1 protein-coding gene and 1 pseudogene are annotated in these 1,519 nt (G+C 74.7%); one reads left to right on the plus strand and one right to left on the minus strand.

All coding sequences use genetic code 11. The features are described from left to right. The first annotated feature begins 585 nt into the window (after positions 1-585). A complete protein-coding gene (locus ACFV0O_RS41490) occupies positions 586-1,305 on the plus strand; it encodes an SDR family NAD(P)-dependent oxidoreductase (protein ID WP_380350279.1) in 720 nt (239 codons plus the stop codon). A gap of 80 nt (positions 1,306-1,385) precedes the next feature. Here the strand turns inward: ACFV0O_RS41490 and ACFV0O_RS41495 are convergent. After that, positions 1,386-1,519, minus strand: a pseudogene (locus ACFV0O_RS41495) (haloacid dehalogenase); the annotation flags it as partial.

Consider the following 1,519-nt stretch of genomic DNA (forward strand, 5'->3'; position numbering starts at 1 on the left):
GGGGCCCCCCCGCCCCCGCGCGCCGCCGCGCGGCTCCGCGCGGCGGGTGGGCCGGCCGCGCTCGCCGCCCGCGCCGCCCCCCCCCCCCCCCCCCCCTCCGCGTCCCCGCGCGGCGCCCCCGGAAGGGCCCGCGCGGAGACGGAACCGTACGGCGCACGACTCCGGGGCCGGCCGCAGCCGGGGACGGCCGCTCAAAGCGTCCCTGACCCGCCAGAACCCCGGCGTCGTGCGCGAAGGCCGTCAGGACGACGACCGTTCCCGGGGCCCGCCGGAGCCCCGTCGGCGGCAGCCGATGGAAGCGCGGGGACACGATGCCGTTCAGCGTGCCCTCGCCCGTCGGAAAAACTGCCGCACTACCAACCTAAGACGTATCAGGGTGCGAGAAGTTACGCCCGGGGGGTGTGAGCTGCCTCTCGCCACGCTCCGTGTGCGCGCCGTACCCCGCCCATATCACACCTTCTCTCGCGCGGGACGTCACCCTCCCCGCAGTCACGGCAACCGAGCGTGATAGGAATCGTGGCATTCCGGTACGGACCGTCGCGCACACTCGCAGCGCGACGGCGGAACTGGGGAGGGAGTGCGCAGATGGCCAGGAACGTCGTCGTCACCGGCGGTGGCACGGGAATCGGGTACGAAGTCGCGCGGCGGTTCGCCGAGGCGGACGACCACGTCGTGATCGTGGGCCGCCGCCGGGAGGTCCTGGAGAAGGCCGCAGCCGACCTCGGGTCCAACGTCACCCCGCTGGTGTGCGACCTCGCCGACCCGGACGCCGTGGAGGCCGCGCTGGGCGAACTGCCCGAGCGGATCGACGTCCTGGTCAACAACGCCGGCAGCCGGGAGACCGTGGTCGGGGGTGGGCCGCACGCCCTGCTGGCCCGCTGGCGCGGCGACTTCGAGCGCAACGTGCTGACCGTGGTGCTGCTCACCGAGTCGATCCGCGACCGGCTCACCCCGGGCTCCGGCCGGGTCGTGACCATCAGCTCCATCGCCGCCCTGCGCGGGGCCGGCTCCTACGGCGCGGCGAAGGCCTCGCTGCACGCCTGGAACCACTTCCTGGCCGCCCAGTTGGGCACCTCGGGCATCACGGCCAACATCGTCGCGCCGGGGACGGTCAGCGGCACCGAGTTCTTCGGGCCGCGGCTGGACGAGGCCGAGGTCGCCCGGCGGGCGGCCCGCACCCTGCTCGGCCGGATCGGTGAGACCGGCGAGGTCGCGGCGGCGGTGCACTTCCTCGCCTCGCCCGAGGCCGGGTTCATCACCGGTGAGATCCTGCACTGCAACGGCGGCGAGCTGCTGGGGCGTTGACGCACGGCGGGGGGCCCGGACCGATGGCGGTCCGGGCCCCTCGCGTCTGCCGGGCCCCTCTCGTCGGCAGGTGCCGGTGCTCAGGCGGGCCGGAAGCGGCGCAGCCGGAGGCTGTTGGTGACGACGAAGACCGAGGAGAAGGCCATGGCGGCTCCGGCGATCATCGGGTTGAGCAGTCCGGCGGCGGCCAGTGGCAGGGCGGCGATGTTGTAGC

This window comes from Kitasatospora sp. NPDC059577 (assembly GCF_042735475.1).
GTDB lineage: Bacteria > Actinomycetota > Actinomycetes > Streptomycetales > Streptomycetaceae > Kitasatospora.